Below are 5,675 nucleotides of genomic sequence, written 5' to 3'. Positions count from 1 at the left end.
GAAATCAAGTTATAATTGAAGGTTAGGATGTAAGTGCAGTGCCAGCCGGTCAATTGGAATCGGCGCCTGAGGAGGGCCAGGGGGTCCTCACAGGAAACAAACATAAGGAACAATCAAGATGACGATAGGACTTGTCGGCCGTAAAGTCGGCATGACGCGCGTCTTCACTGATGACGGTGAGGCTATTCCAGTCACCGTCGTGGAAGTGGGCGGTAATCGCGTCACGCAAATCAAAACGCCAGCAACGGATGGGTATTCTGCCATTCAGGTTACGTATGGTGAACGACGTGCCAGCCGCGTGACCAAGGCACAAGCGGGCCATCTGGCAAAATCCGGTTCATTGGCCGGGACCATGACCCGTGAATTTCCGGTGAGCGAGGTTCAGGTTGCAGACCTGTCCCTGGGTTCCGTTCTTCCCCTGGATCAGTTTCAGGTGGGACAAAAAGTCGATGTCACCGGAACCACGCTGGGTAAAGGGTTCACCGGCGCGATCAAACGACACCACTTCAGTTCCAACCGTGCCAGCCATGGTAATTCTCTCAGCCATAACAGCCCGGGTTCCATCGGGATGGCGCAGGATCCTGGCCGGGTGTTTCCAGGAAAGCGGATGGCCGGACACTACGGTGATGATCGCCGTACCACGCAGAATCTGGAAATCGTGCGAATCGATAACGCACGCAATCTACTCTTGATCAAAGGCGCCATTCCTGGCTCCAAGGGTGGTCATGTGATCGTCAAGCCCGCAGTCAAGGGAGGTGCATGAGATGGATCTCAAACTGATCGATGATAACGGGCAGGTGACTTCAACTGTCAATGGTTCCGACGCATTGTTTGCCAGGGATTACAACGAACCGCTGGTACACCAGTTGATCGTTGCCTTCCAGGCCAATGCGCGGCAAGGAACCCGGGCCCAGAAGGGACGCAGCGAAGTGGCCAAGTCTACCCGCAAGCCCTGGAAACAGAAGGGGACCGGCCGAGCCCGCGCCGGGATGGCCTCCAGTCCGCTGTGGCGTGGCGGCGGCAAGATTTTTCCTTCCAGCCCGGATGAAAACTTCGGCCATAAGGTCAACCGCAAGATGTACCGCGTGGGCATGTGCACCATCCTGTCACAACTGGTGCGGGAAGATCGCCTGGCGGTGGTCGAGGATATTGCGCTCGAATCACCCAAAACCCGCCACTTTGCGGGAAAACTGAAGGGGATGGGGCTGGAACGCGTACTGATCATTACCGACAGCCTGGACGAGAACCTTTACCTGTCTTCGAGAAATCTGCCGAACGCATTGGTTCTCATGGTCACGGAAGCAGATCCTTACAATCTGGTGCGTTTCCCGAAAGTGGTCCTGACACGCAGTGCAGTCAAGAAATTCGAGGAGGTGCTGGGATGAATACCGTCATTCGTGAAGAACGTCTGCTTCAGATCATCGAAGCCCCTGTCATTTCCGAAAAAAGTACGCGCGTAGCGGACAAGCATCAGCAAGCCGTGTTTCGCGTGGTTTGTGATGCAACCAAGGCGGAAATCAAGGCGGCAGTTCAACATCTGTTCAAGGTTGAGGTAGACACCGTTCAGGTCGTCAACGTCAAGGGCAAACACAAACGTTCTGGTCGTTTCGTGGGCAAGCGTAAGGATTGGAAAAAAGCCTACGTCTGCCTCAAGGCTGGCCAGGAACTCAATCTGGTGCAGGGAGAATAAGACATGGCGATCATCAAGATGAAACCTACATCGCCGGGCCGGCGGGGCGTGATCAGAGTCAGCCATCCCCACCTGCACAAGGGCGAAGCGGAAAAGAGTTTGCTGGAAAAGCAATTCAAACACGCCGGACGGAACAATAACGGACATATCACCACCCGCCATCAGGGGGGCGGTCATCGTCAGCATTATCGCCTCGTGGATTTCCGGCGCAACAAGGACGGCATCGTCGCCAAGGTCGAGCGCATCGAGTACGATCCCAACCGGACCGCACATCTGGCACTGCTGTGTTATGCCGATGGAGAGCGCCGTTACATCATTGCGCCCAAAGGCATTTTGCAGGGAGCGCAATTGATGAGTGGTGCCGAGGCGCCCATCAAGCCGGGAAATTGCCTGCCGCTTCGCAATATTCCGGTGGGGAGCACCATCCACTGTATCGAAATGCAACCTGGCAAGGGCGCCCAGATGGCCCGTTCCGCAGGCACCTCGGTGCAACTTCTGGCGCGGGAAGGATCTTATGCGCAACTTCGTTTGCGCTCGGGAGAAATCCGGCGCGTCCATGTGGATTGTCGCGCAACCCTCGGGGAAGTGAGCAACGAAGAACATAATCTTCGTTCCATCGGGAAGGCCGGGGCTCAGCGCTGGCGCGGGATCCGCCCCACGGTGCGCGGGGTGGCCATGAATCCTGTGGACCATCCTCATGGGGGCGGTGAAGGCAAAACTGCCGCAGGCCGTCATCCTGTCAGTCCCTGGGGTATTCAGACCAAGGGGTATCGTACACGCAAGAACAAACGCACGAACAATATGATCGTTCGTCGTCGGCAATCGGCATAAGGGTCATCGATATGGCACGTTCGGTTAAGAAGGGACCGTTTGTAGACGGTCACCTCATCAAAAAGGTGGAGGCTGCAGTGGCCTCCAAGGATAAACGCCCCATCAAGACTTGGTCACGGCGTTCCACGGTACTGCCGGATTTTGTTGGGCTGACCATTGCAGTACATAACGGGAAGCAACATATCCCGGTGTATGTCACTGAAAATATGGTGGGCCACAAGTTAGGCGAGTTTTCTCTGACGCGTACCTTCAAGGGTCATGCGGCAGACAAGAAAGCTTCCTCCGGCAAGAAGTAAGGGGAACCATGATGAACGTACAAGCAACATTGCGAGGAGTACACCTTTCTGCACAGAAAGGTCGGCTGGTCGCTGATCAGGTGCGTGGCCTGGGCGTGGCAAAAGCTCTGGACGTACTGAATTTCAGCCCCAAAAAAGGGGCGAAAATCATCAAGAAAGTGCTTGAATCGGCGATTGCCAATGCCGAGCACAATCTTGGCCTGGATGTGGACGAGTTGAAAATTTCCACAATTTTCGTGGAGAAAGGGCCGGTACTGAAGCGCTTTACGGCGCGGGCCAAAGGACGTGGGAATCGCATCGTCAAACCCACCTGTCATATCTATGTCACGGTCGCGGACGAGGAGTAACCATGGGTCAGAAAATTCATCCAGTCGGCTTTCGATTGAGCGTTCTCAAGAACTGGAGTTCGCGCTGGTTTGCCAATTCAAAAAACTTTCCTGGCATGTTGCAGGATGACATCAAGGTTCGTGCCTTTCTGAAAAAGAGATTGGCCAACGCATCCGTGGGTCGTGTCATCATCGAACGTCCGGCCAAGAATGCCAAAATCACCATTTACAGTGCCCGTCCCGGGATGGTGATCGGCAAGAAAGGCGAGGACATCGAAAACCTGCGGACCAGTCTGCAGAAATTGATGAAAGTCCCGGTGGCCGTCAATATCGAAGAAATTCGCAAACCGGAAATCGATGCACAGATCATTGCGGATGGAATCACGAGCCAACTGGAAAAGCGCGTCATGTTCCGTCGTGCCATGAAACGTGCCATGCAAAATGCCATGCGTCTGGGTGCCCAGGGCATCAAGATCACCAGCAGCGGTCGCCTGAACGGGATCGAAATTGCCCGTACCGAATGGTATCGTGAAGGCCGGGTTCCCCTCCACACACTGCGTGCCGACATCGACTACGGCTTCTCGGAAGCCAAAACCACTTACGGGGTCATTGGCGTGCGTGTCCTGGTATTCAAGGGCGAAAACATGGGTCGTGGTGAGCAGGTCGTCGCTGCTCCGGCTGAACCTGAGAAGAAATCACGTAAGTCAGGAGTTCGAAATGCTGCAGCCAGCTAGAACAAAATATCGGAAGCAACAAAAGGGCCGGAATACCGGCGTGGCGACCCGTGGCGCAAAGGTTTCCTTTGGGGACTTCGGTCTCAAGGCCACGGAACGGGGTCGTTTGACCGCCCGCCAGATCGAAGCAGCGCGGCGTGCCATGACCCGTCATATCAAGCGGGGCGGACGGATCTGGATCCGGATATTCCCGGATAAACCCATTTCACGCAAACCAGCCGAAGTACGGATGGGAAATGGGAAGGGCAGCCCGGAATATTTTGTGGCTGAGATCGTACCAGGCAAAGTACTTTATGAAATGGACGGGGTGGATGAGGCATTGGCACGGGAGGCTTTTCAGTTGGCTGCGGCCAAATTGCCCATTGCCACGACATTCGTCACGCGACAATTGGGATGATGGGCATGAAGACAAAAGACTTGAGAACCAAGAGTGCAGAAGAACTCAATCAAGAGTTGGTCAATCTGTATCAGGCTCGTTTTGGTCTGAAAATGCAGATTGCCACGCAACAAAGTAATAAAACCAGTGAACTTGGCAAGTTGCGGCGCGAAATTGCGCGGGTCAAAACCGTGATCGCTGAAAAGGGAGTAGCCAAATGAGTGCGGAAGAAAAGGCGAAGGGAGGGAAACGAACCCTCACCGGTACCGTAGTGAGCGATAAAATGGACAAGACTGTCACGGTCCTGGTGGAACGTACGGTGACACATCCCTTTATCGGGAAGATCATGCGTCGGACCAAGAAATACCATGCCCACACCGAAGACAATTCGGTGCACACCGGTGATGTGGTCGTCATCGAAGAGTGCCGTCCCCTGTCCAAAACCAAGACATGGACAGTTACTGAACTGGTTTCGCGCGCGGCATCGGCCTGATCGTTTTCATAGTGGATCACGGGCTGCTTGCAAAGTATCCATATCAGTGCTAGAATCAGCGGTTCCTTAGGTAGTACCATTTTCCCAATACAACGGGGTCCAAAACTGGTCACCGATTCGGGATCGCTGATCCTGAACCTGCAAAGCAACACGGTGAATTAAGTTGGAGAGGTTTAAACCATGATTCAAATGCAATCGAAACTCGATGTCGCAGATAACACCGGTGCCAAGTCAGTGATGTGCATCAAGGTTCTCGGCGGTTCAAAACGGCGTTATGCCGGGATAGGGGATGTGATCAAGGTCAGCATCAAAAGTGCTGCGCCTCGTGGTCGCGTCAAGAAAGGTGAGGTCTATAACGCGGTCGTCGTCAGAACCGCTAAAGGTGTGCGTCGCCCTGATGGTTCCCTGGTTCGCTTTGATGGCAATGCAGCAGTACTGCTCAATGCCAAATTGGAACCCATCGGAACCCGGATCTTTGGGCCCGTCACGCGCGAACTCAGAACAGAGAAATTCATGAAAATCGTTTCTCTGGCCCCTGAAGTATTATAGGAGCAGACATGCGCAAGTTTCGTAAGGGTGATGAAGTCGTTGCCATTGCTGGCAAGGACAAGGGTAAACGGGGCGCCATTCGTGAAATGGTCGGTCTCGATGGAGTGGTCGTGGAAGGGATCAATCAAGTGCGCAAGCACGTTCGTCCCAACCCGGCCAAGGGTGAAAATGGCGGAATCCTGACCAAGGAAATGCCCCTGCACATCTCCAATGTAGCACTGTTCAATCCTGCCACACAGAAAGCCGATCGAGTGGGCATTCGTATCCTTGAAGACGGAAAGAAAGTCCGTTTCTTCAAGTCGAATGGCGAAGTGGTCGATGCGTAAGGACAAAGTATGAGCCGCCTGGATAGTTACTATAAAGAAAATGTCGTGCCTGAA

The 5,675-nt window shown here is 54.1% G+C and carries 12 protein-coding genes; all 12 read left to right on the top strand.

What is annotated here, in order from left to right:
- Positions 1-118: 118 nt before the first annotated feature.
- The 12 genes from rplC (at position 119) to rplX (ending at position 5,621) form a co-directional block, all read left to right on the top strand.
- Positions 119-763 carry a 50S ribosomal protein L3 gene (gene rplC / locus M6F29_RS08605; protein WP_297454770.1) on the top strand — a complete coding sequence of 215 codons (645 nt, stop codon included), beginning with the start codon at positions 119-121 and terminating at the stop codon, positions 761-763.
- A gap of 1 nt (position 764) precedes the next feature.
- Positions 765-1,385: a 50S ribosomal protein L4 gene (gene rplD / locus M6F29_RS08600; protein ID WP_297477223.1), complete on the top strand. Its 621-nt coding sequence runs from the start codon at positions 765-767 to the stop codon at positions 1,383-1,385.
- A complete protein-coding gene (rplW, locus tag M6F29_RS08595; protein ID WP_297454765.1) occupies positions 1,382-1,690 on the top strand; it encodes a 50S ribosomal protein L23 in 309 nt (102 codons plus the stop codon). Before rplD ends, rplW begins: the two co-directional genes overlap by 4 nt.
- A 3-nt stretch (positions 1,691-1,693) precedes the next feature.
- On the top strand, positions 1,694-2,521 hold the full coding sequence (gene rplB, locus M6F29_RS08590) for a 50S ribosomal protein L2 (protein ID WP_298158628.1): 828 nt from the start codon (positions 1,694-1,696) through the stop codon (positions 2,519-2,521).
- A gap of 11 nt (positions 2,522-2,532) precedes the next feature.
- Entirely contained in the window at positions 2,533-2,817 is a 285-nt protein-coding gene (gene rpsS / locus M6F29_RS08585; protein ID WP_297454760.1) for a 30S ribosomal protein S19, read from the top strand.
- Between the two features lie 8 nt (positions 2,818-2,825).
- Positions 2,826-3,164 (top strand): 50S ribosomal protein L22, encoded by a 339-nt coding sequence (rplV, locus tag M6F29_RS08580; RefSeq protein WP_363320350.1) that lies wholly within the window; start codon positions 2,826-2,828, stop codon positions 3,162-3,164.
- A gap of 2 nt (positions 3,165-3,166) precedes the next feature.
- Positions 3,167-3,877: a 30S ribosomal protein S3 gene (gene rpsC, locus M6F29_RS08575; protein WP_297477227.1), complete on the top strand. Its 711-nt coding sequence runs from the start codon at positions 3,167-3,169 to the stop codon at positions 3,875-3,877.
- Positions 3,861-4,274: a 50S ribosomal protein L16 gene (gene rplP / locus M6F29_RS08570; protein ID WP_031597147.1), complete on the top strand. Its 414-nt coding sequence runs from the start codon at positions 3,861-3,863 to the stop codon at positions 4,272-4,274. The genes rpsC and rplP overlap by 17 nt, the downstream gene beginning before the upstream one ends.
- A gap of 5 nt (positions 4,275-4,279) precedes the next feature.
- Entirely contained in the window at positions 4,280-4,474 is a 195-nt protein-coding gene (gene rpmC, locus M6F29_RS08565; RefSeq protein ID WP_297484256.1) for a 50S ribosomal protein L29, read from the top strand.
- Complete coding sequence (rpsQ, locus tag M6F29_RS08560) at positions 4,471-4,746, top strand: 30S ribosomal protein S17 (RefSeq protein WP_297484252.1); 276 nt, start codon at positions 4,471-4,473, stop codon at positions 4,744-4,746. Before rpmC ends, rpsQ begins: the two co-directional genes overlap by 4 nt.
- A 180-nt stretch (positions 4,747-4,926) precedes the next feature.
- Positions 4,927-5,295 carry a 50S ribosomal protein L14 gene (gene rplN, locus M6F29_RS08555; RefSeq protein ID WP_031597152.1) on the top strand — a complete coding sequence of 123 codons (369 nt, stop codon included), beginning with the start codon at positions 4,927-4,929 and terminating at the stop codon, positions 5,293-5,295.
- 8 nt (positions 5,296-5,303) lie between these two features.
- Entirely contained in the window at positions 5,304-5,621 is a 318-nt protein-coding gene (gene rplX / locus M6F29_RS08550) for a 50S ribosomal protein L24 (RefSeq protein WP_297454748.1), read from the top strand.
- Positions 5,622-5,675: the final 54 nt, after the last annotated feature.

Origin of the sequence: Ferrovum sp., from assembly GCF_027317285.1 — a bacterium.
Classification (GTDB): domain Bacteria; phylum Pseudomonadota; class Gammaproteobacteria; order Burkholderiales; family Ferrovaceae; genus Ferrovum.
This window is presented reverse-complemented; position numbering and strand designations above follow the sequence as displayed.

Excerpts from the sequence above, each read along its gene's own strand:
- rplC (WP_297454770.1), top strand. The coding sequence starts at position 119 with ATGACGATAGGACTTGTCGGCCGTAAAGTCGGCATGACGCGCGTCTTC.
- rplD (WP_297477223.1), top strand. The coding sequence starts at position 765 with ATGGATCTCAAACTGATCGATGATAACGGGCAGGTGACTTCAACTGTC.
- rplW (WP_297454765.1), top strand. The coding sequence starts at position 1,382 with ATGAATACCGTCATTCGTGAAGAACGTCTGCTTCAGATCATCGAAGCC.
- rplB (WP_298158628.1), top strand. The coding sequence starts at position 1,694 with ATGGCGATCATCAAGATGAAACCTACATCGCCGGGCCGGCGGGGCGTG.
- rpsS (WP_297454760.1), top strand. The coding sequence starts at position 2,533 with ATGGCACGTTCGGTTAAGAAGGGACCGTTTGTAGACGGTCACCTCATC.
- rplV (WP_363320350.1), top strand. The coding sequence starts at position 2,826 with ATGATGAACGTACAAGCAACATTGCGAGGAGTACACCTTTCTGCACAG.
- rpsC (WP_297477227.1), top strand. The coding sequence starts at position 3,167 with ATGGGTCAGAAAATTCATCCAGTCGGCTTTCGATTGAGCGTTCTCAAG.
- rplP (WP_031597147.1), top strand. The coding sequence starts at position 3,861 with ATGCTGCAGCCAGCTAGAACAAAATATCGGAAGCAACAAAAGGGCCGG.
- rpmC (WP_297484256.1), top strand. The coding sequence starts at position 4,280 with ATGAAGACAAAAGACTTGAGAACCAAGAGTGCAGAAGAACTCAATCAA.
- rpsQ (WP_297484252.1), top strand. The coding sequence starts at position 4,471 with ATGAGTGCGGAAGAAAAGGCGAAGGGAGGGAAACGAACCCTCACCGGT.
- rplN (WP_031597152.1), top strand. The coding sequence starts at position 4,927 with ATGATTCAAATGCAATCGAAACTCGATGTCGCAGATAACACCGGTGCC.
- rplX (WP_297454748.1), top strand. The coding sequence starts at position 5,304 with ATGCGCAAGTTTCGTAAGGGTGATGAAGTCGTTGCCATTGCTGGCAAG.